Genomic DNA, 21,647 nt, shown 5'->3' with positions numbered 1-21,647 from the left:
CGGGCCGCACATCCCGCGACCGCGAGGAGGCGTCGCCCGCGGACGGAGCCGCCGGCCCTTCCGTCAGTTCCCCCGCGCAGAAAGGGATCGCCCCATGCCGACACGTCGAACCGTTCTGGCGACCGCGCTGACATCCGCCGTCGCCGCGGCCGTTCCCATGAAAGCCGCGCACGCCCAGCAGCAGGCGTACGCGGCCTACGTGATGTGCTACTTCAAAGAGTCACCGAACGAGAGCGATGACAGCTACGCCCTCCACCTGGCGGTCAGCACCGACGGCCTGAACTGGATGCCGCTGAACCAGAACGATCCGGTGGCGACGCCGACCGCCGGCACGCAGGGCCTGCGGGACCCGTTCATCCAGCGCAGGCAGGACGGCACGTTCGTGGTCCTGGCCACGGATCTCAAAGGCCGCGTGTTCAACCTCGACAACCAGTACATCCACGTATGGGACTCGGCGGACCTCACCTCGTTCTCCGGCTACCGCCGCGTCCACCTGCACGACATGGCCACCCACTCCTGGGCGCCGACGTCGTTCTGGGACCCGGAGCGCGGCGCGTACGGAGTCGTCTACTCGGCCCACAACGGCACCCGCGACGTCTTCATGGTCAACTACACCACCGACTTCACCGCCATGGGACCGCCGCAGGTCTACTTCGACCCCGGCTTCAACGTCCTCGACGGCTACGTGCTGCCGCACGGCGGCGCCTTCTACCTGGCGTACAAGAACCTCGAAGACGGCAACCTCTACGTGGCCCGGTCGGCCACGGGGGCGCCGAACACGTACGCCACGCTGACCCGCGGCCTGCGGCAGGGCCAGGCGATCGAGGCGCCGATCCTCGTCGCGTCGAACGCCGGCAACACCTTCTGGCTGTGGGGCGATTCGTTCTCGCCGGCCAACGCGGTGTTCTACGCCTGGGACTCATCCGACGTCGGCGGCGATACCTGGGCGGCGTTGAGCCACCGCGGCTACACCGCACCGGTCAGCGCCAAACACGCCGGCATCAGCCCGATCACCGCGGCCGAGCGGGACGCGCTGATCGACGGCTGGGGCGGGCCGGAGTGGCGCCGGCTCAAGTCATACAACCTTCCCGGTCGGTACCTGCGGCACGCGGACCGCGTCGCCCGGCTCGATCCGTACCCGATGGAGCCTCCCGCCGACCAGCAGTGGCACCTGGTGCCGGGGCTGGCCGACGCCACCGGCACCTCGTTCGAGTCGGTGAACTTCCCGGGCAGTTACCTGCGGCACGCGAACTTCGAGCTCCGGCTCGATGCGAACGACGGCACCGCGCTCTTCGCCGCCGACGCGACGTTTCACGCCGAGGCCGGCCTTGCCGACGCCTCGTGGACCTCGTTCCGCTCCCACAACCACCCCGACCACCGCATCCGCCACTCCGACCACATCCTCCGCCTCGACCAGCTCGGCGCCGGCTCACCCCAAGTCGCCCGTGAGGACGCCACGTTCCAGATCACCTACTAGTCACCTGCCGCCTGCCGCCTGCCGCCTGCCGCCTGCCGCCTGCCGCCTGCCGCCCAACGTCCGCCGCTCTTGGTGCTCGCGAGCCTGCCGGCCTTCACCGGCGGCCCGACTACCAGCGCAGCCTGCTCGGACTCACCGGTTCCGACCCGCTCAGTGCCTCCTCGCGGACGAACGGCTGCTTCATGTCGCCCGACGGGACGGAGAACCGGCTCGTCTACCACGCCAACTCCGGCCCCTCGCGGGGCTGCGGCGACACCCGCACCACGACCGGTGGTGCCCGGCATGGAGCCGGCCGTACCCGCCGGTGAACGGGAACCGTCCTCGGGCCGGTAGATACGGCCCTCCGGCTTCCCGTTGGATCTCGGGACCGGGCGGGGGCCGAGTCGTCAAGGTTTGTGACGACGATCGAATCACTGCTCGGTGGCGGGCGTCCCCGTCATCCTCGAACGGGGCTGGCGCGTTCCCGGCAGCGGCACCGTCCGCATTCGCCGAGGGGCCGGTCGTTCGCGTTGCGTGCGTCGTCACCGCGCGCGGGTGCCCCCGTTCGCCTGCGGCCGGTCCGTGCGGGGAGCGGGGTCGCGATGTCCGAAGGCCCCATGACCCGACCGATGAGGGGAAGACCATGACCCACCGTCCTGTTCCGTCCGACGCCGCGACGGCGGACGACCCGGCGACCGGCAGCCGACGGCGCGTTCTGCGGGACGCGGCCTGCGTGGGCGTCGGCGCGCTGGCCGCCTGGACCGGCACGAGCACGGCGCACCGGGCGGCGGCCGGGGAACGCCGCGCCGACCCGGCGCGCATCGTGGCGCGGCAGGCAGGGCCGTTCGAGGTGCTGGCGCTGCTGGACGCGCACGGGCCCTTCCCCGGCAGACGGCAGGACCAGTTTCCCGACGCGCGGCAGGAGGACTGGGCGAGGGCCGAACGCCTCGACCCCGACGCGTTCGGGCCGGACGACACGTGGGAGCTCGACTTCCGCTGCTATGCCGTCCGCAGGCCGGGCGGCCGGGCCACCCTGGTGGACACCGGGGTGGGCCCGGCCGGCAGCCCCGCGTCCGCATGGGCCCCGGTGCCGGGGCACCTCCCGGCGGTGCTGGAACTGGCCGGTATCGACCGGGACGACGTGGACTCGGTCATACTGACCCACCTCCACGAGGACCACTTCGGCTGGGCGGTCGATGCCGCGGGGCGGCCGATGTTCCCGAACGCGCGCCACGTGGTCCAGCGTGCCGAGACAGCGGCGCTCGACGAGGACGACAGCGCCACGGCGTACGTGGTGGAGCCGCTGCGCCGGGCCGGACTGCTGCACGAGATCGACGGGCGGGTCCGGGTGCTGGGCGGCGGCCGGGGCGGGGAGCTGACCGCCGTGCCGACGCCCGGCCATACCGCCGGGCACCAGTCCGTCCTGGTCGACGGCGGGCACCGGCGCATCGTGATCACCGGCGACGTTCTGGTGCACGCCGTGCAGTTGGCCGCGCCGCCCGTGGCCTACCGGTTGGAGAGCGACCCGGCCGCGGCCCGCCGCAGTCGGCAGTCCCTCCTCGCCGAGGCACGCCGCCACCGCGCCCTCCTGGCCACCTCGCACCTGAACCGCCCGTTCCTCCGGACCTGATCGTTCCGACGCGGCGAGCCGGGGCCCGGATCAGCGAGCGGGATGTGGATTGGAGCGGAGCACTTGCTCGCCCAGCGGCGTGAGTGTGTGAAGGGCGCTGGTGCCGGCGCGTCGGGTGGCGACCAACTGGGCGCCGCGGAGGGCTTTGACGTGATGGCTTGCGGTGGAGTTGGCTATGCCGGCTCGCTGGGCGAGTGCAGTGGTGGAGACGCCTCGGGCGGCCCGGGCGATGGCGTACAGGAGGGTGGCGCGGGTGTCGCCGAGCAAGTCGGCAAGTGCCCGTGCCGGGCGGCCGGAGTCGGCGTGCCAAAGGGCGCGGCGCCGCATCGGGAAGACCACGACGTAGGGCGCGACCACGTCGTTCATGACCGCGTTGGAGCTCGCGAAGAAGGACGGAATCAGGTGGAGCCCCTGGCCATGAAGACGGACATCCTCGTCCAGCCGCCTGTGCGCCACGTGGAGTATGGGCGGCTCCCAGCGGATGGAGGGATGCAGATCGCGCAGCAGGGCATCGAGACCGCCGCGAGCCAGGGTCTGCGCCATGCCGTCCGCAGCCGTATCGAACTCGGTGGTCAGGTGGTGCTCCACCGGCTTCAGAATGGCGTCGTGGTAGCTGGTGATCGCCAGTTCCAGACGGCGCAGTGCAGGCCGTCTCCCGCTCGTCAGGTCGGCCACCCAGGACGAGGGTCTGCTGCGGTCGGCGAGCGGACCGAGGTCCCCCAGGAGGCGGGCCGGTGGCGTGCTCAGCACGGCGTTCAGGGCGGGGGCGAGGTCGGGGCTGGTGGTGAGAGGGGTCAGGAAGTCAGGGCTGGGGCCGCTGGCCGGGACCAGCGTCAGCAGGGGGTACGCCGCTTTCGGCAGCTGCCTGCGCGCCCACTGGCGCCAGCGGACAGTCACCGGATCACGCGTCGGCAACCGCAGCGCCCGCAGGCTCCGTTCCATCTCGCACAACGGCTCCGCGCAGCGCGCCACCGTGACGCTTCGCAGATCCGCACTGCTCAGATGGATGCGCACAGCCATGAGGCCCCCTCGTCAAGGTAACTGGCCGGTGGTGCCGTTCACCGGCATCCTCGAACTATCCGCCCCCGACGTCGAGACGGCGGTGCCCCGGCCCGGACACTGCTGCCAGGCGCCGCTTCGCCGGTGCGGCTTTCGAGGGAGAGCGCGGGCAACAGGCGTTCGTGAGAGGGTCGTTCCCGCTGAGAGTGCGCTCGAGCCGGCGAGTTCGCGGAGGGCTCGGCGCTGATTGCCATGACGCGGGACCAGCGAAGGGGAGCACCTGTGACAGCCGCGAGGTCTTTCCTGCTCCAACGCCTTCACGCGGCCGGCCTGACCGACGTCGTCGCGGTAGAGCCGGCCACCGGGGGCCTCGCCGCGACCGCGGGGCTCGCGCGCCGCGGCGACGGCACGTCGGTGTTCGTCAAGGCGTTCGGCGAACCGCCGTCGGACGACGCCTTCGCCGCGGAGGCCGAGGGGCTCACCGTGCTGCGCGAGGCGGGCGGCGTCGCCACGCCCGAGATCATCCTCGCGGACCGCGACCTGCTCGTGCTGTCCGTGCTGCGGCCCCGGCCGGGCACCGGGGCCTTCTGGGAGCAGCTCGCGCATGTGCTCGCCCACCTGCACACCACCACGCGGTACCCACGGTTCGGGTGGCACCGGGACAACTGGCTTGGCCGTCGTCGGCAGGTCAACACCTGGGATGACGACGGGTTCGCGTTCTACGCCCAGCACCGGCTGCTGCGCTGGCTCGGCGAGCGTCGCGTCCAGGAGGCGCTCGACGCCGCGGACAGGGCGGCTCTGGAGCGGCTGTGCGACCGGCTTCCCGAGCTGCTGCCGGTCAGGCCCGCGTGCCTGACGCACGGCGATCTGTGGGCGCTGAACGTCATGACCACCCCCGGCGGACGGCCCGCGCTGATCGACCCGGCCGTGTCGTACACGTGGGCCGAGGTCGATCTGGCCCACCTGTGGACGACGGCGCCGCCGCCCGAGGCGCACGTGTTCTTCGAGCTGTACGCCGAGCTGACCGGGCTCGACCGCGACTGGCGCGAACGCATGCCGATCCTCCAGCTACGCCAGCACCTGGCCGTGATCGCCCAGTTCGACCCCGACTGGGGCGCCGCCGACCTCGTGCGCGCCACGCTCGCCCCGTTCCGGCGACGGCCGTGAGCTCAGCTGAGTCGAAGGCTCAGCCGGCCGTCTGCCGGCGCGAGCGGGCCGGGGCGCACCCGAGCAGGCCGTGGCCGAACAGGAGCGCCGCCCCGTTTCGCCACCGAACCCGAGGCGGCCCTCGTCGAGACCTTCCGCGCCGTGCCGGCTTCACGGAAACCGAACCAGATCCCGGGCAATGACGTCAGCGCGGCGCTACCGCAGATAGTCACCGGCCTCGGTCCCGAGGACGTTCAGAAGAGCCAGAGCCTCGGCGCCGGGGGAGCCCGGCGGCGCGCTGTAGAGAACGAGATGCTGGTCGCGGTCCCTGAGCGCGAGCGAGTCGCAGTCGACGGTGATCTCCCCGACGACCGGGTGGCGGAAGGTCTTGGTGAGCATCGGCGCGGCCTGCACGTCGTGCCGCTCCCAGAGCCGGACGAAGTCGGGGCTGGCGTCGCGGAGTTCGTCGACGAGGCCGGTCACCGCGGGGTCCGCCGGGTAGCGGGCGAGGGTGGCACGGAGCTCCATGACGACCTGGTGCCGGAACTCGGCGGCGTCGGAGATCCCGTACCGCGACGCATCAGGCCGCGCCGGCCCGATGAATGCCCGGCGGGCGAGATTGCGGTCCTCGGGGGCGAGGTCGGCAAAATCCTCCATGAGCGCGGCCGCGAGGTCGTTCCAGGCGAGCACGTCGAACGCGGCGGACATCACGAAAGCGGCCGTCTGCGGCAGCCGCTCCAGGAGCGCGAGGATGCTCGGGCGGACATCGCGCCGGTGCAGCCGGGCACGGATCGGCGCGGTACCCGCGAGAACGTGGAGGTGGTCCGACTCGGCGTCGGTGAGCCGCAGCGCCCCGGCGATCCCAGCGAGGACCTCGCCCGACGGTCGCGGTGCCCTGCCCTGCTCCAGCCGGATGTAGTACTCGGTGGAGATGTGCGCGAGGACCGCGGCCTCCTCGCGGCGAAGCCCTGGTGTCCGGCGTCGCGGTCCGGAGGGGAGGCCGACGTCCTGCGGCCGTAGCCGCTCGCGGCGGCTGCGGAGGAACGCCCCGAGCTCCTGTTTGGTCATACGCCAAGTGTGCGCGCCGCCCGGCGGCGGATCCTGGTACTGGCTGTGCCTGTATCCGGCCGGGGGCCGGGCTGACGCTGGTGTCATGACGAACAACACGAACGACTCAAACGACACGAACCACACGAGCCACATCGACAGCCCGCCCGTCGGCCTGCTCGCCGGCAAGGTCGTGTTCGTCACCGGCGCCAGCCGCGGCATCGGGGCGGCCGCGGCCCGGCTCTTCGCCTCCGAGGGCGCCGCCGTCGTGCTCGCCGCCCGCAGCACCGACGCCCTCGACCGCATCGCCACCGAGATCCGCGCCGACGGCGGCATCGCCGACGCCGTCGCCCTGGACCTCGCCGACCGCGCGAACATCCGCGCCGCCATCGACCGCGTCGAAAAGCTGCACGGACGGCTCGACGGGGCCTTCAACAACGGCGCGGCCCCGCAGCAGCAGTTGGGCCCGGTCGATACCACCAGCGACGAGGACATCGACGAGCAGTTCGCCGTGAACTTCCGCTCGCACTGGACCGCCATGACCGCCGAGGCCGCACTCATGCGACGGAACGGTGGCGGGGCGATCGTCAACACCTCGAGCATCGGCAGCCGCCGCGCGAACCCCGCCCTGCCGGCATACGGCGCCATGAAGCGCGCGCTCAACAGCCTCACCGAGACCGCCGCGGTGAACTGGGCCGGTGACCGTATCCGGGTCAACGGCATCACCCCCGGCGGCACCGCCACGAAGATGATCGACGCCTGGGAAGCGGCGACTCCCGGCATCGTCCAGCAGATGACCGCAACGATCCCGCTCGGCCGGATGGCCGCCCCCCGGCAGATCGCCGAGGCCGCCGCGTGGCTGCTCAGCGACCGCGCCTCGTACGTGACCGGCGCGATCCTGCCGGTCGATGGCGGCGCCGGCGCCTGAAAGGGAGAGCCTGGGTCAGCCGTATGCCGGCGCGGACATCCGCGGCATGACCAGAACCTTTCACCGGGAACGTCCCGCCGCTGCCCCGGCAAGCAGCTCGTAGCCGGCAGAACTCGTGTACATCACCCGAAGGTAGAAACGGCAGAGAAACGGTAGAAAAGCGGCCTGCGGGCCGGGCCCGGCCGTCGGCGAGCACGAATACGGGAGCACCGGACACGTTCCCAGTCGGTACGGCCGGGACCAGCGGTTGGCCGCCTCCCGCTGTCGGCCGTTCGGCCGCCCGGCCCGCTGCGGCTCGTGCCCACCGCCCATGGCCGCCGACCCGGCTCACGGTGGCGCCCCGGGGGCCGGTACTCGCCGGTGGCCGTGTCCGAGAACGCGGCCCGACGGCTTTCGCGGGGGTCAGGCGGGCGGGGGCGCGTCGACGGGCGTGTCCAGACCGGGGTGGCGCCGGGCGGCGTCCAGCGCCCGGGCGGCGCCGCGCACGGCGGCGGTCTGCGGCTGGGGCACGGCCTGAACGGGAACGCGCAGGCGGGCGCACAGCAGGCGCGCGAGCTTCGGGCGCAGCGCCCCGCCGCCGGCGAGCAGCAGGCCGCGATCGAGCGCGTCGACCATCTGCGGCCTGGGGTCGTCACCGAACATGCCGGTGATCAGGGCGGCGATGCCCGCGGCCCGTTCCGCGGGGCAGGCGCCCGCCGTGCCGTCGGCGGGCGTGGCGCTCCGGCGGGCCGCGGCCACGGTGCCGTCGGCGAGCAGCGCCACCTCCGTGAGGTGTGCGCCGAGGTCGACGACCAGCAGAGGCCGGGACAGGTCGGCTCCGGCGGCGAGGGCGATGGCCTTGACGCCGTCGATGGCCAGCACGGTCCTGGGGCGCAGGGCGCGGAGGGCGTCCGCGGCGGCGGCCTGGTGGCCCGGGGCGCTGAGCACGGGCGTGGTGAAGACGACCACGGGCCGGGCGTTCCGCGGCACGCGTTCCGCCACCAGCCGGGACAGCAGCCGCGCGACGCCCTCGGAGTCGACGATCGTTCCCCGCCGGACGGGGTGGCCCGTTCCGGGGCCGCGGCCGACGACCGTGGGCACGTCGAGGATGTCGCCGCGGCCCGTCGTCCAGACCCGGGTCCTCGCGCTCCCCAGGTCGAGGGCGATCCCCGGGCTCCGGCGGCGGAGCGGCCAGGCCGGCCGGCGGCGCGGGCCGCCGGTGTCGCGGGGGCTCATCGGCCGGCCACCCCCGACCGGTGGCAGGGAGAGCAGCAGCGCGCCTGCGGAACGATCCGCAGGCGGTTGCCGTAGCTGCCGTCGTTCGTGGGCCGCAGGGCGGCCTCCACGTCGGCGAGGACCACGCGGGCGGCGGCGCACAGTGCGTCCCGCGCCTTCCGCGCCTCCCGCCGGGAGGCGGCTTCCGGCTCACCGACGCCCCGCCCGGGCCCCGGCCCGCTCGGCCGGTCCCCGCGGAGGACAGGTTGCTCCCCGAGGGTCTGCCGGAGCTCGGCCAACTCGGTCAACTCGGCTGGGGACTGATGGTTCACTGCTTCACCCCTTCGAGGCGGGACCACGGACGAACGAAGACTCCGGCAGTGCCGGAGCCGAGGGGGGCGGACGGGCGGTCGGCGGGTCAGCCGGCGCGCTGCTGACAGGGGACGCAATACCTGGCGTGGGGCAGGATGTCCAGCCGCGCCGCCGGAATGGGGCCGGCGCACCCCAGGCAGGTCCCGTAGGTACCGCTGTCCAGCCGGCCGAACGCGGCCTCGATGTCCTGGAGGGCGCGCTGCACGGCACTCCGCTGCGGCACCACGAGGTGGTCGGCCTCCGAGCCGTCGGAAGCGCTGTCGAGGGCCCGCAACTGTGCGAGACGGGTATCGCGCTCGTCTTCGAGCCGCTGCCTGGTGTCCTGCGCTCCCGCGGGTTCGGCCGCGGGGCGGCTGGTATCCGGTGACATCGCGAACGTGGTCCCTTCTGCCACAAAATCGTACGGAGGAGCGGGCCGGTTCCCCGGTCCGCTCCTCCCTGAACTTTCACTGTGACCCGGCACGGAACGGACGGCCATCGGGCGCAGGCCCCATTTCGGGCGGGTTGCGGGGTGCAGACCCGCGCGGGCGGACGCCCACGGGCGGGCGCGGAATGGGTCGTGGTCGCCATCGACCCGGACCCTCCGAGCAGGCAGGCTTGACCGCGCACGCCCGGCGGGTGCCCGGGGAAGCGGCGGCCCGGGCCCGGGACGACACTGGGGGGCGTGACGGAGACCGCACTCAAGAAGGCGAAGAAGGCGAAGGAGGCGTGACGTTCCGTGTCCCTGTTCTGGCGGATCTTCGGCCTGAACGCCGTGGTGCTGGGCGCGGCCACGGCGCTGCTGCTGTGGGCGCCGGTGACCGTGTCGGTGCCGATCCTGCTGCCCGAGGCCGCCATCCTGCTGACCGGTCTCGGCGTGATGCTGGTGGCCAACGCGGCCCTGCTGAGGGTCGGTCTCGCGCCGCTCGACCGGCTGTCCCGGCTGATGTCCACGGTCGACCTGCTCAAGCCGGGGCAGCGGTTGTCCGCGCCCGTCCGGGGCGGCATCGCCGAGCCGGTCCACGCCTTCAACGCCATGCTGGACCGGCTCGAGGCCGAACGCGCCACCTCAAGCGCCCGCGCGCTGTCCGCGCAGGAGACCGAACGGCGCCGCATCGCGGCCGAGCTCCACGACGAGGTCGGCCAGAGCCTGACCGCGGTCCTGCTCGGCCTCAAACGCACCGCCGACCAGGCCCCCGACCCGCTGCGCGGTGAACTGCTCCTGGCCCAGGAGACCGTCCGCGACAGCCTGGACGAGGTGCGCCGCCTCGCCCGAAGGCTGCGGCCCGGAGTCCTCGAAGACCTCGGCCTCGCGGCGGCCCTCACCTCCCTGGCCACCGACTACGCCACCCACGCCGGCATGAAGGTCTCCCGCAGCATCCAGTCCGGGCTTCCGCCGCTGGAACGGGAGGCGGAGGTGGTGATCTATCGCGTCGCCCAGGAAGGGCTCACCAACATCGCCCGCCACGCCGAGGCCGACCGGGCGGAGCTGGCCATCCACCGCACCGGCTCCTCCGTCGTCCTGCGGATCGACGACGACGGCCGGGGCATCGGCGAGGCGGCCGAGGGAGCGGGAATCCGCGGTATGCGCGAACGCGCCCTGCTGCTCGGCGCCACTCTCGACATCGCACCCCGCCCGGCCGGCGGCACCCGCGTGCTGCTGACCGTGCCCAGCGCAGGAAAGGGCGCCCGCCCATGACAGAAGCGCCCATGACAGAAACGACCGCAGCCGCGACACGCATCCTCCTCGCCGACGACCACGCCCTGGTGCGCCGCGGCGTTCGGCTCATCCTGGAGGGGGAGCCCGACTTCGCGGTCGTGGCCGAGGCGGGGGACGGCGCCGAAGCCGTCCGCGCCGCCGCCGCCCACCACCCCGACCTGGCCATTCTGGACGTCGCCATGCCGCGCATGACCGGCCTCCAGGCCGCTCGCGAACTCGCGCAGTCCCAGCCCGGCCTGCGCATCCTGATGCTGAGCATGTACGACAACGAGCAGTACTTCTTCCAGGCGCTCAAGGCCGGCGCCTGCGGATACGTGCTCAAGTCCGTCGCCGACCGCGACCTGGTCGCCGCCTGCCGCGCGGTCGGGCGCGGCGAGCCCTTTCTGTACCCCGGCGCGGTCACCGCCCTGATCCGCAACTACCTCGACCGCGCCCGCGACGGCAAGGAAGTGCCCGACAGCCTCCTGACGCCCCGCGAAGAGGAGGTCCTCAAGCTCATCGCCGAGGGCCACACCTCCCAGGAGATCGCCGACACCCTCGTGATCAGCGTCAAGACCGTCCACCGCCACCGTGCGAACCTGCTGCACAAGCTGGGCATGCGGGACCGGCTGGAGCTGACCCGTTACGCTATCCGCGCCGGCCTGATCGAGCCCTGAGGCGCCGGCAGCCGCCCGCGCGGGCCCGTTCCCGCTTTCCCCGCTCCGGAAGCCCCCGAGGAGGCCGCGCATGCCCCCGTGGCCCATCGCGGCTTCCCGCCACCCCACAGGGCCCGTGCCCCGGGCCGGCCGGTGCCGCGCGCTGGCCGTCCTCCTGCTCGCCGTCGTCTGCCTGCTCGCCGCCCCGGTGACCGCCTCGCCGGGCACCGGTGCCGAGGGGGCCGCCGCGGCGGCCCCCTCGGCACCGGCGGAGAGCGCGCCCGACCGCGCCGCCGGCACCTGGGACGCCGACAGGCCGGACGCCGTCGCACCGCCGCGCGCCCAGCAGGGCGCCCCGGCGGAGCTGCCCCTCCAGCCGCTGATCACCACGCCGGCCCCCACACTCCCGTCCGAGTTCCTGAGCCCGGCCGGGCCGCGGCGGGCCGCGATCCCCGCCGCGCACCCCCCGTACACCGCGCCCCTGGCCGGGCGCGCTCCACCTTCCGGCAGCTGACCGAGACCCTGTCCGACACGCGGCCCTCGCCTGCGTGGGCCGCGGCATGCCTGCTGGAGCCGTTCCCTTGACCCGTGCCACCCGGGTGCGCTGCGCCCTTTCCCTTGTCGTGCTCGCCCTGTCCGCCTGCATCGCCGTCATCGTCCCGCCGCGCCTCGGCCTCGACCTGCGCGGCGGAACACAGATCGTTCTCCAGACCCGCGACGCGCCCACCGTCGAGGCCGACGCCGCGGCCACCGACCACACCCTTGAGGTCCTGCGCCACCGCATCGACGCGCTGGGCGTGGCCGAACCCACGCTCACGCGTTCCGGTGACAACCGGATCATCGTCGAACTGCCCGGCGTCCAGGACCCGCGCGAGGCCGCCGACGTCCTCGGCCGTACGGCCCAGCTCACGTTCCACCCCGTGCTCGGCCCCGCGGGCACCCGCCAGGCGGAATCCGAACCGGACCCGGACGGCTCCGGGGAACGGGTTCTGCCGGACGAGACCGGTCAGCGGCTGCGCCTCGGCCCGCCGGAGCTCACCGGCGCGGACGTGTCCGGCGCCGAGGCCCGGCTCGACGCGCAGCGGGGCCTGGGCTGGTTCGTCACCGTCGACTTCGACGGCGCGGGCGGGGACGCGTGGGCGCGGCTGACCGGCCGGGCCGCCTGCGCCGGCGACGGCGACCCGGCCCGCCGCATCGCGATCGTGCTGGACGACGAGCTGGTCTCGTCGCCCCAGGTGGACCCCTCCGTGGCCTGCGGCGGGGGCATCACCGGCGGAACCACGCAGATCACCGGGGACTTCGACCGCGCCGAGGCCCGCGAACTGGCCCTGCTGGTGAACGGCGGCGCCCTTCCCGTGCCGGTGGAGACGATCGAGCAACGCACCATCGGCCCCACCCTCGGCGCCGAGGCCATCAGCGCCAGCGCCCGGGCCGCGCTCATCGGCGCCGCACTCACGTCGCTGTTCATCATCGCCGCCTACCGGCTGCTCGGTTTCCTCGCCACCTGCGCCCTGGCCTGTTACGCCCTGATCTCCTACGCGGCCCTGGCCGCCCTGGGCGCCACGCTGACCCTGCCGGGCCTGGCCGGCTTCGCCCTGGCCATCGGCATGGCGGTCGACGCCAACGTGCTGGTCTTCGAACGCGCCCGCGAGGAGTACGCCGCGCGGCGCCGCACCACCGTGCGCACCGCGCTGGCCACCGGGTTCCGCAAAGCCTTCGGTGCCATTGCCGACACCAACGTCACCACGCTCATCGCCGCCGCCCTGCTGTTCTTCCTCGCCTCCGGGCCGGTACGCGGCTTCGGCGTCACTCTGGGCATCGGCGTGCTGGCCTCCATGTTCAGCGCCCTGGTGATCACCCGGGCCCTGGCGGGACTCACCGTCGACCGCAGGGGCGCACGTCTCCACCCCGCCCGTTCCGGTATCGGTGTGCGCGGCCGGGTCCGTTCCTGGCTCGAACGCCGCAACCCGCAGCTGATGCGCCGCCGCCGCCGGTGGCTCGCGCTCTCCGCCGCGGCCGTGGTCCTGGCCGTCTGCGGCATCACGGCCCGCGGGCTGGACTTCGGCGTCGAGTTCACCGGCGGCCGGATGATCGAGTACACCACCGAGCGGCCCGTCGACGCCGACGAGGCCAGGGACGCCCTGACGGAGGCGGACCTGCCGCGCGCCGTCGTCCACGCCTCCGCCGACGGCGGGCTGACCGTCCGCACCCAGGAACTCTCGAACGCGCAGGAAGCCGACGCCAGGCAGGCCATCAGCGACCTCGGGGGCGACACGCAGAAGGTCCGCGACGAGATGATCGGCCCCAGCCTCGGCAAGGAACTGCGCACCGGCGCGCTCATCGCGCTCGGCGCCGCCCTCGTCACCCAGCTCGGCTACCTCGCCGTCAGGTTCCGCTGGACCTACGCCACCGCCGCGGTCCTCACCATGGCCCACGACGCGCTCATCCTCGTCGGCGCCTTCGCCTGGCTCGGCAAACCCGTCGACGGCGTCTTCCTGGCCGCCCTGCTCACCGTCATCGGCTATTCCGTGAACGACTCCGTCGTCGTCTTCGACCGCCTGCGCGAGCTGAGTTCCCGCCCCGGGCCGTTCGCCTCCCTCGCCAACACGGCGGTCCTCCAGACCATCCCCCGCACCGTCAACACCGGCATGGGCGCCCTGTTCATCCTGACCGCCCTCGCCGTGCTGGGCGGCGGCTCGCTCACCGACTTCGCCCTCGCGCTGCTCATCGGCCTCGTCGTCGGGACCTGCTCCTCGGTGTTCACCGCCACCCCCCTGGCCATCGCGCTGCACGCACGCGCCGGGCGGGGCAAAGGCCGGCCGGTCGCCGCGTCGAGACGGCTGACGAGCCGGCGGCTGCGGCAGTAGCCGTCCTCGTGCAACGTGGCGATGCTGCGGGAACGATCGGCATCCCGGTCCCGCGAACGCCGCGCCCCGTGCATCGGGCGCGCGTTGCGCAACGGCGCAGCTCTGCCGTGAGCGCTTCATCGCTACGCTTGATCGGCTGTTGGCGGATCGGGACGGGGCACATACATGACGGCGTTTCAGGCGTTGGAGGCGGGCGATCCGGAGCGGGTGGGGCGCTACCAGGTGCTGGCGCGGCTCGGGTCCGGCGGCATGGGGCGGGTGTTCCTGGCGCGGTCGCCGGGCGGGCGGCCGGTGGCCGTGAAGGTCGTGCGGGCCGAGCTGGCCGAGGACCCGCGATTCCGCGGTCGCTTCGCCCGCGAGGTCGCCGCCGCCCGCCGCGTCAACGGTTTCTTCACCGCCGGGGTGGTGGATGCCGACCCGGAGGGCACGCCGCCGTGGCTGGCGACGGCGTACGTGGCGGGGCTGCCGCTGAACGACGCGGTCACCGCGCACGGGCCCTGGCCCGAGGAATCGGTGCGGGCGCTGGGCGGGGCGCTGGCCGAGGCGTTGGAGGCGATCCACGCCGCCGGGGTGGTGCACCGTGACCTCAAGCCGTCGAACGTGCTGCTGGCGAGCGACGGGCCGCGCGTCATCGACTTCGGCATCTCGCTCGCCATCGCCGGCACCCGTCTCACACAGACGGGCGCGATAGTGGGAACGCCCGGGTTCATCGCACCCGAGCAGCTGAGGGGTGCGGGCGCCGGCCCGGCCGGTGACGTCTTCGCCCTCGGCGCGGTGCTGGTCTACGCGGCCACCGGCACCGGCCCGTTCGGCTCGGGGCTTTCGCACGAGGTCAACTTCCGCGCGGCGTACGAGCCGGCCGACCTCACGCGGCTGCCGGATGGCGGGCTGCGGGAGCTGGTGGGCCGGTGCCTGGAGAAGGACCCGGAACGGCGGCCGGGGGTCGCGGAGTTGGTCGAGCGGCTTGGCGATGACGCGGGCGGGCTGGCCGCCCTGGACTGGCTGCCGACGGCGGTGGCCGACTCGGTCCGTACGCGGACCGACACGCCCCCTCCCGCGCGAGGCCCCTCGCGGCGCCGCGCGCTGGCCATCGCCGGGGGAGCGGCGGGCATCGCGGGGCTCGGCGCGCTGACGTACGCCCTCACCACTTCCGGCAACGGCAACGGCGCCGGCAACGGCAACGGCGGCGGCGGCGGTGACTCCGGCACGAACGGCGGTGACACGTACGGCGACGGCTCCATCGGCGAGCCCACGACCGTGCGGATAGCCGTCCAGGGCCCGCTGACCGGCGACAACGCCGATGTGGGCCGGGACATGCTCGCGTCGGTACGACTGGCCGTCGACCTGGCCAACGAGTCCGGCGACCACCCCGATCTCCGTTTCGAGGTCTTCGAGGCCGACGACCAGGGCACGGCTGACACCGCCACCGCCGCCGCGCAGGCGGCGATCGACGACGGCCGGGTGCTCGCGGTGGTCGGCCCGGCGTACTCCGGCACGGCACGGGCGGCGGGCCCGCTGTACTCGGCGGCGGGCCTGGCCGCCGTGAGCCCCTTGGTCACCAGCCCGGAGTTTGCCGGGCAGCGAGATTTCGCCACCTTCCTGCGCGGCGTCCCGAACGACCGGCAGGCGGGGGCGGCGATCGGCGGCTTCCTCGCCGGCAGCGCGGCGGTGGTGATCGACGATGCCTCCCCGCCCGGCCGGGAGTTGGCGGACGCGGTGGTGGAGCGCCTGCGCAAGTCGGGATCGTACGCCCGGAGGTCGGCGCCCTTCGAGGAGGCCGCCCAGTACGCAGTCGAGGCGACCGTGGACGCCGTGGCGTTCTGCGGCTCCCTTGACCAGGCAGGTGACCTGGCAGTCGCGCTGCGGGACAAGGGCTACACGGGAGACCTGGTCGGCGGGGAAGAGCTCATGGGCCGCCGCTTCCTCTCCACGTGGCAGGACGTCTCCGAGGGCTGGTACCTGGTCTCTCACCGGTTCGACTCGTCCGTCAGCGAGGAGGGCCGGCGGTTCGCCCAGCTCTTCGAGGAGGCGAACGGCCGGCGACCGGGCCATTATTCGGCCAGGACGTTCGACGTTGCCGCGCTGATCATCGAGGCGGTTGCGGGGGCGGGCAGGGAGGCGGACCGGGAAGCGGCGTTCGACGCGGTGGCGGGCCACCGCCTCGAAGGAGTCACCGGCCTCATCGCCTTCGACTCCGACGGCGACTACGCAGGCGACGGCCCCCAGCTTTTCCAGGTCCAGGACGGAGAGTTCACCCCGCTCGGCCCGGTCGAGGACTACACATACGAACCCTGACACGCTCCCGCCTTTGACACCGCGTCACTGCCGTGCCCGCACCAACCTCCCCAAACCGAGGTTGTTCACCCTCGACGATGCCCGGCGCCGGGAGCACGAGGAACACATGAATGCCCTGCGCAACGTGGCGCTTGTGGACTTCATCCGCGGCCTGAACGAGCGGCGGGCCGACCGCCGGAACTTCAAGCAGCAACTCGCCGCGCTGAAGCCCAATCCGGACCTTCTCGACCGCCCGCCCGTGACACCGGTCGACCTTGCTCTGCTCCCGGATGACCTCTCCCGCCGGCTGTTTCGAGGCTCTGCGGCTGGAGATTCACTACGAGGGAACGATCAACGAGGCCCTTTGCCGGATCACCCTGACAGCCGACACAGTCGAGGCTGTTTCCAGGACCACTCGCGAGACAACTGGCAGGCCACCACGCCGGAACGGCCCCTCCGGCCACGGTCATGACCGGCACCACTGGTCATGCGACCATCTGCGTGGTGCCCCCGGCGGGGCACTATGGAGATTCGAGCCTGCTGCCGTAAGTGGGGGGCGATAATGGCTGTCCGCTCCTCAACGGGCCAGGGCTCGTCGGCTGAGGATGTGGCGGCGGCGCGCTCCGCCCTTTTCTCGGCCTGATGTTGGCGTCCGGGCTGCGGAACGGCGAGCTGGCTGGCTTCACTTCGCTGGTGGCCTTCGCGATGGGCTGCGCGGGTCGGGGTCGCCAACGGGTTCCGGCAGCATGCACGACGTCGGTGCCCCCCCGCGAGCTGGTCGTTTCCGCGACGACGCCCCTGCCGCGCCGCCGCAGGGAATCTGGGAGGTCCGATACGTGACGATATGTTCGCACCGGAGTGCCGAGCGCGGGACTCACAGCCTGTGGGAAAGCCCGCACACCGTACCGGCCCCGTCCAGCCGCTGAATCGGGCGCGGACGTGCCGTCCTCGGGCCAGGAGTACTCGCTCATGCACCGATCGTGGCACGGGAGTGACAGGCTTCCGGACACAGCAGCCGTGGTTTCGAGTAGATGCTGGTCAGGTTCCGGTGGTGGTCTGTACGTCCTGTATGCACACGGGTTCGGCGGACGGTGCGTCAGCGCATTGTCAGGCATCCGCAAGGGGCAGGTGCGGGCGGCCAGGGTGTGCTCCTGCGGTACGGGATGACATCGGATAGTTCGCTGCGGGAAGATGGACGCGTGTTTTCGGATCGAGGTGGTCGATACCTTCAATCTCTCCAGCGTCAAGCCGCGCACGCGCACAGCCATTGCCAGTTCCTGGCCGACCGGATGCGGCTGCTGGCCGGGTGGGTCGGCGCCGGGGACATGGGGCTGTGGGAAAGAGCGCAGCACCTTCGGCGCCTCTTCGAGGACGTAGAGGAGCACTACCAGCGGGTGGCGAGGGCGGCGGAGCGGCCGCCGCCGGACGACCGACGCGCTCGGCGAAGCCAACGGCGGGAGCTCCGGATGTCTGTGGATGAAATGCGCCGCAAGGTAGATGAGTTGGACAGAATGGTCCTTGGGCTGGAGGTCGAGCACAGCCTTCAGGCCGGCGCGAGCGGTCAGCATCCGCCCGAAGCCGACAGCTGAGCGGATGCGGCGCGGCACGCGCCGTACCGTCGATGTCCGCCCGAGCAACCTGGATCGGCGCACTCGCCCGGGGATTTCTTGTAGAAGGGGCGCTGTATCTACGCGGTGTCCCCATGGCCTTCTCTTGGCCTCCCTTTCTCGTAGGCGGAAGGGCGCGGGGAACTCCGTCTGCCGCTCACTGGATCAGGACAACGAAAAACCCCAAGTCGGACACCGCAGCTGCACTTCTGGTCACGGGGGTCCTGATATTCGTGGCGGCGGCGGTAGTGGCGTGCGATGGCCTGGTGGCGTCGGCGCCAGGCCCGCCACCACCGTTTGTATGCCACGTCGCGACTCGCCCAGGCCGGCCTGATTGATGTCCGTCAGGCCGCCGCAGACCTCGAAGCAGCCGCCGCGGGCGCCCCAGCGCCGCTGGCCGACCTGCACGTCCTGCACGTCCTGCACGTTACCGAGCTGTGGCTCGCCCGGCTCAACACCGCACGCGCCACCTGGTGGCAGGACACTCCCATGGTCAGGACCGCATCGTGCCCGTGACTACACAGATCTACGCTGCCCGGCTTCCCGGCGGTGGCGCAGCTGTCATGGACATCCGCGCCGGCCGCGGCCGATGGCGGCACCTGAACGCCACCGCCGCCCACCTGTGGCATCACCTCGCCGCAGGCACCTCCCCCCGCGCTGTCGCCCTGACCTGTCTGCTCCAGCTCGTCTCCGGCGCCGTCACCGCATTCGGGCTGTACGCCACCACCAGCGCCCTCACCCCGCTGCTGGCCGCCGGGCCCACTGCGGAACGCGTACGCGATGCGCTGCCCGCGCTGATCGTCACCGCCGCCGCAGCCTGCGCCCGGTCCGTGGTGGCCGCGCTCACGGTCGCCACCACCGCCCGCATCGGACCGCGCGTCGACGGGATGGCGGAGACCCGCTACCTCGAAGCCACCACGAAAGCGCCGCTCGCCTGCTACGACGACCCGGCCTGGTCCGACCAGTCCGAAGCGGCCTCCCGCGCCGCCAAGGATGTCCATCTCATGGTGGAGGCTTTCACCGCGGTCACCACCGCGTTGCTGTGCATCGTCGCCGCCGCCGGGATCATGACCCACCTCCATCCCGCGCTGCTGCCGCTGATGCTGCTCGCGGTCGTCCCCCGTGGATGGGCAGCCGTCCGCGCCGCACGCGCCGCCTACTTCGCTGACCGCCACACCCTCGCCGACCGCCGCGGAACGGACAAGTGGTACGTCTGCACCTTCATCGCCGACCGGCCCGTCCGGTCGGTGAAAGCGAAGATCCGTACCCTCACCCACAGAACGTCGCAGCAGGACCTGGCCGTGGTCCTGGTGAGCCTCAACCAGGTCGCCCACGGATGGGCCAACTACTTCAGGCATGCCGTCGCGAAGCGCACCTTCAGCAACCTGGACAACCTCGTCTGGTGGCGAGTCATCCGGCTGCTGCAAGAGCGGCATCACCGGAACTGGACGGACGTCCGCAGACGGCTCAGCCCCACCGGGCGGTGGCGGCCGATCAGCGCGGGCGAGATCGAGTTGCGGAAGATCAGCGCGATCCCGGCCACCCGGTATCGCTACCGCGGCAACACGATTCCCACCCCCTGGACCCCTGCAACAACCTGACGGCAGAGACCGTGGAGAGCCCGTTGCCCAGTAATAGGCACGGCGGGTTCGGCGAGAGGTCCGGGGAAACGGGCCGGGAGCAATCCCGGCACCGCGCCCGGGCCTACTCGGCGACGAGGCCGGATTCTCCATGACGCAGCCGGTCGCCAGGACCTGGGGCAGGCGCGGATGCGCCCCGGTGGTGCGGGTTCGCGGGCGCTCCCGCCGCGGGGTCTCCATCGCCGCGCTGGCCTGCTGTAAACCCGGCGAAAGATCCCGGCTGATCTACCGCCCGCGGCGTGATGATCCCGCCGGCGGGCGCAACAGCTTCGCCTGGCGTGACTACCGCTATGTGCTGACCGCCGCCCGCCAGCAACTCGGCGGCCCGATCGTGCTGGTCTGGGACAACCTCACCGTCCACGAGGCAGCCGGCATGCGCGAGTTCGCCGCCTCCCACGACTGGCTGACCATCTTCTACCTCCCCCGTACGCACCGGACATCAACCCCGTGGAGGGCATCTGGTCCCTGTTGCGACGTGGCTGGCTTTCCCACGTCGCCTTCTCCACCCCCGGACACCTGATCCGCACGATCAGACGCGGCTTACGCCACATCCAGTACCGCAGCCACCTCATCGACGGATGCCTCACCGAGACCGGCCTGACCATCCGCCCCGGCTGAAGTCAACGACATCACGCGTTCATTCTCAGTAACCAGGTCATATGGGTCTCTGGCACTGGCAGTCGCCAAGACGCCTTGACTCACTCCGAGAAGACCATCGCGGTCCTGGACATCGGGTCACCCGCCAGATGAGGCCGGCAGCGGGCGTGCGAGGCATTCCCGATCGATACGTGGTGGTTCCGACCCCGTGCCGCCTTGAGCGATCCTCGAGGCGAATCCGTCAGCATGCTGCGTCCGGCCGGTTATCGCAGCCTCTGCCGCTCGGGCAGGCCGAGTGACGACGTGAAGGAGAGCTTCTGTGTGTGACGACCTCGGACCACTGCTCAGGGCCCACATGTCCCGCCGCGGTGCCCTCCGTGCCGCCGGAACGGCCGGTGTGGCCGCCGCGGCCGTCGGGCTGGGCGTGGCCGGGACGTCGGGGGCCGCGCAGGCGGCCGGCGCGCCCGGCGCCGCGCGCCCGGACATCAGCGGCAGCCGCCACCGCACCCGCGTCGTCCTGCTGGGCACGGCCGGCGGCCCCGTCCTCACCGACGGTGCGCGCATGGGCATATCCACCGCCATCGTCTACGAGGACCGGGTGTACCTCGTCGACCTCGGATTCGGCTCGCAGATGCGCATCGCCGCGGCCGGTCTCGGCAGCGGGTCGCCCTCCGGTGTGCTCGACAACGTGCGCGGCATCTTCCTCACGCACATGCACTCCGATCACTGGGTCGAATGGCCGGCGCTGTACCCGACGGTGCCCTCGAACGGGACGGGCCTGTCCGAGCCCATCCGCGTCTTCGGCCCCGGCGACCGCGACACCCTTCCTCCGGTCAGCCCGCCCGGCCGGCCGGAGCCCCCCGTCGTCACACCGGAGCGGCCCATACCCGGGATCAGCGGAACGACCGACCGGCTGCGGGACACGTTCGCCGCCGACCTCAACGAGCGGGCGCGCGCCAGCCTGTTCCGGCTCCCGGACGAGCTGTTCGTCGTGCAGGACATCGACATCTCCTCGCTCTGGCACGTCGATCCGCCCGGCATCCCGCCCCGCCTCGACGCGCCGATCCCCGTGTGGACCGACGGCGACGTGCGGATCACCGCGACCCTGGTCGACCACCGGCCCACGGCCCCGTCGTTCGCCTTCCGGTTCGACACACCGGACGGCTCCGTCGTCGTGTCCGGCGACACCAGGGTCAGCCAGAACCTCATCGACCTGGCGAGCGGCGCCGACTACCTCGTGCACGAGTGCGTGGATGCCGCGTACATCGACGAGATCGTCTCCGTCTTCCCGCCGGACCAGCGGGAGTTCATGCGCATGGCCCTGCTCCAGGGCCACACGACCATCGAACAGGTCGGCAGGGACGTGGCCGAGCCCGCCGGGGTGAAGAACCTGGTGCTCACCCACCTCGTCCCGGCCGACCCCGGCCCTGAGCACTGGCTGCCCGCGGCCGAAGGCTACTCCGGCCGGCTCATCGTCGGCGAGGACCTGATGCAGCTCGGCGTCGGAAACCGCCGCCGCTGACCTGTGCGGCGGTCGCCGTTTAGCCTCGCGCTTT

At 72.6% G+C, this 21,647-nt stretch carries 18 protein-coding genes and 2 pseudogenes; 15 read left to right on the top strand and 5 right to left on the bottom strand.

Annotated elements, in window-relative coordinates:
• The first annotated feature begins 94 nt into the window (after positions 1-94).
• From STBA_RS09720 to STBA_RS09715, 3 genes and pseudogenes are all read left to right on the top strand, one after another.
• Positions 95-1,477 carry a glycoside hydrolase family 43 protein gene (locus STBA_RS09720; RefSeq protein WP_077058861.1) on the top strand — a complete coding sequence of 461 codons (1,383 nt, stop codon included), beginning with the start codon at positions 95-97 and terminating at the stop codon, positions 1,475-1,477.
• A 104-nt stretch (positions 1,478-1,581) separates the two neighbouring features.
• A pseudogene (locus STBA_RS38735) lies at positions 1,582-1,743 on the top strand (hydrolase); the annotation flags it as partial.
• Between the two features lie 356 nt (positions 1,744-2,099).
• Entirely contained in the window at positions 2,100-3,086 is a 987-nt protein-coding gene (locus STBA_RS09715) for an MBL fold metallo-hydrolase (protein ID WP_079251825.1), read from the top strand.
• 30 nt (positions 3,087-3,116) lie between these two features.
• Here the strand turns inward: STBA_RS09715 and STBA_RS09710 are convergent, their stop codons facing one another.
• The gene (locus STBA_RS09710) at positions 3,117-4,106 is read right to left on the bottom strand and encodes a helix-turn-helix domain-containing protein (protein WP_077058860.1); all 990 of its coding nucleotides are present in this window, start codon (positions 4,104-4,106) and stop codon (positions 3,117-3,119) included.
• A gap of 261 nt (positions 4,107-4,367) precedes the next feature.
• On the opposite strand from STBA_RS09710, the gene STBA_RS09705 reads away from it, so the two are divergent.
• Positions 4,368-5,252, top strand: a complete 885-nt coding sequence (locus tag STBA_RS09705) for a fructosamine kinase family protein (protein ID WP_253194605.1) — start codon at positions 4,368-4,370, stop codon at positions 5,250-5,252.
• A 195-nt stretch (positions 5,253-5,447) separates the two neighbouring features.
• On the opposite strand, the gene STBA_RS09700 is transcribed toward STBA_RS09705, so the two are convergent.
• Positions 5,448-6,299, bottom strand: coding sequence for a helix-turn-helix transcriptional regulator (locus STBA_RS09700; RefSeq protein ID WP_077058858.1), 852 nt, complete (start codon positions 6,297-6,299; stop codon positions 5,448-5,450).
• An 85-nt stretch (positions 6,300-6,384) separates the two neighbouring features.
• On the opposite strand from STBA_RS09700, the gene STBA_RS09695 reads away from it, so the two are divergent.
• A complete protein-coding gene (locus tag STBA_RS09695) occupies positions 6,385-7,206 on the top strand; it encodes an SDR family oxidoreductase (RefSeq protein WP_077058857.1) in 822 nt (273 codons plus the stop codon).
• A 402-nt stretch (positions 7,207-7,608) separates the two neighbouring features.
• On the opposite strand, the gene STBA_RS09690 is transcribed toward STBA_RS09695, so the two are convergent.
• The 3 genes from STBA_RS09690 to STBA_RS09680 all read right to left on the bottom strand — a co-directional run bounded on the left by STBA_RS09690 (position 7,609) and on the right by STBA_RS09680 (position 9,142).
• Positions 7,609-8,421 (bottom strand): rod shape-determining protein, encoded by an 813-nt coding sequence (locus STBA_RS09690; protein ID WP_077058856.1) that lies wholly within the window; start codon positions 8,419-8,421, stop codon positions 7,609-7,611.
• Complete coding sequence (locus tag STBA_RS09685) at positions 8,418-8,732, bottom strand: hypothetical protein (protein ID WP_077058855.1); 315 nt, start codon at positions 8,730-8,732, stop codon at positions 8,418-8,420. The genes STBA_RS09690 and STBA_RS09685 overlap by 4 nt, the downstream gene beginning before the upstream one ends.
• Before the next feature lie 86 nt (positions 8,733-8,818).
• Entirely contained in the window at positions 8,819-9,142 is a 324-nt protein-coding gene (locus STBA_RS09680) for a TraR/DksA C4-type zinc finger protein (protein WP_077058854.1), read from the bottom strand.
• A gap of 348 nt (positions 9,143-9,490) precedes the next feature.
• On the opposite strand from STBA_RS09680, the gene STBA_RS09675 reads away from it, so the two are divergent.
• The 10 genes and pseudogenes from STBA_RS09675 (at position 9,491) to STBA_RS09630 (ending at position 21,613) form a co-directional block, all read left to right on the top strand.
• Positions 9,491-10,450: a sensor histidine kinase gene (locus STBA_RS09675; protein ID WP_077058853.1), complete on the top strand. Its 960-nt coding sequence runs from the start codon at positions 9,491-9,493 to the stop codon at positions 10,448-10,450.
• Positions 10,451-10,461: 11 nt separating this feature from the next.
• On the top strand, positions 10,462-11,127 hold the full coding sequence (locus tag STBA_RS09670; RefSeq protein WP_077058852.1) for a response regulator transcription factor: 666 nt from the start codon (positions 10,462-10,464) through the stop codon (positions 11,125-11,127).
• Between the two features lie 70 nt (positions 11,128-11,197).
• Entirely contained in the window at positions 11,198-11,620 is a 423-nt protein-coding gene (locus tag STBA_RS09665) for a hypothetical protein (RefSeq protein ID WP_077058851.1), read from the top strand.
• 67 nt (positions 11,621-11,687) lie between these two features.
• Positions 11,688-13,973 (top strand): protein translocase subunit SecD, encoded by a 2,286-nt coding sequence (gene secD / locus STBA_RS09660; RefSeq protein WP_077058850.1) that lies wholly within the window; start codon positions 11,688-11,690, stop codon positions 13,971-13,973.
• Positions 13,974-14,138: 165 nt separating this feature from the next.
• The gene (locus tag STBA_RS09655) at positions 14,139-16,268 is read left to right on the top strand and encodes a bifunctional serine/threonine-protein kinase/ABC transporter substrate-binding protein (protein WP_077058849.1); all 2,130 of its coding nucleotides are present in this window, start codon (positions 14,139-14,141) and stop codon (positions 16,266-16,268) included.
• A gap of 1,445 nt (positions 16,269-17,713) precedes the next feature.
• A complete protein-coding gene (locus STBA_RS39245) occupies positions 17,714-17,836 on the top strand; it encodes a hypothetical protein (protein WP_290443767.1) in 123 nt (40 codons plus the stop codon).
• A gap of 276 nt (positions 17,837-18,112) precedes the next feature.
• On the top strand, positions 18,113-18,370 hold the full coding sequence (locus STBA_RS09645; protein ID WP_077058847.1) for a hypothetical protein: 258 nt from the start codon (positions 18,113-18,115) through the stop codon (positions 18,368-18,370).
• A 47-nt stretch (positions 18,371-18,417) separates the two neighbouring features.
• Positions 18,418-19,455, top strand: a complete 1,038-nt coding sequence (locus tag STBA_RS35600; protein WP_107485014.1) for a group II intron maturase-specific domain-containing protein — start codon at positions 18,418-18,420, stop codon at positions 19,453-19,455.
• Between the two features lie 130 nt (positions 19,456-19,585).
• Positions 19,586-20,112 (top strand): annotated as a pseudogene (locus STBA_RS09635) (transposase).
• Positions 20,113-20,410: 298 nt separating this feature from the next.
• Positions 20,411-21,613, top strand: a complete 1,203-nt coding sequence (locus tag STBA_RS09630; RefSeq protein WP_107485013.1) for an MBL fold metallo-hydrolase — start codon at positions 20,411-20,413, stop codon at positions 21,611-21,613.
• Positions 21,614-21,647: the final 34 nt, after the last annotated feature.

Origin of the sequence: Streptomyces sp. MP131-18, from assembly GCF_001984575.1 — a bacterium.
Lineage (GTDB): Bacteria > Actinomycetota > Actinomycetes > Streptomycetales > Streptomycetaceae > Streptomyces > Streptomyces johnsoniae.
Note: the sequence above shows the minus strand (reverse complement) of the source record. Positions and strands in the feature narration are given on the sequence as shown.